Genomic DNA, 356 nt, shown 5'->3' with positions numbered 1-356 from the left:
GCTTCTGATTTTCCTCTCGTTTTTTCGATAAAAAACTCCGCTATATCTTTACCAAAGAAGGAATCCATCCATTCAAGCGGCATGTCATATTGCTCGTATTGTTCCATTTCGTCTGTTCGCTGCTTCTCCAGCAATCGCGTTTGTCGTTTTTCCCCTAACGTGACAAATGGAGATAAAGGAAGACCAAACTTCCGGCGAATCGTATTAAAATCAACCGTAACCGGACATTCTAGACGCTCGGCGTTCATAAAACTAATATACTCGCGTTCTTGCAGCCATCGCTCGACTTCTTCTTTTTTCCCTTGTTCCACCATTTGCATCACGGTTTTCCCGTCCCATTCCTCTTGCGGAGTGTG

General features: G+C 44.4%; 1 pseudogene. It reads right to left on the bottom strand.

Annotation, left to right across the window (positions count from 1 at the left end):
- Positions 1-356: pseudogene (locus DCC82_RS17185) on the bottom strand (zinc-binding protein); the annotation flags it as partial.

Origin of the sequence: Geobacillus sp. LYN3 (genome assembly GCF_003064505.1) — a bacterium.
Lineage (GTDB): Bacteria > Bacillota > Bacilli > Bacillales > Anoxybacillaceae > Parageobacillus_B > Parageobacillus_B toebii.
Note: the sequence above shows the minus strand (reverse complement) of the source record. Positions and strands in the feature narration are given on the sequence as shown.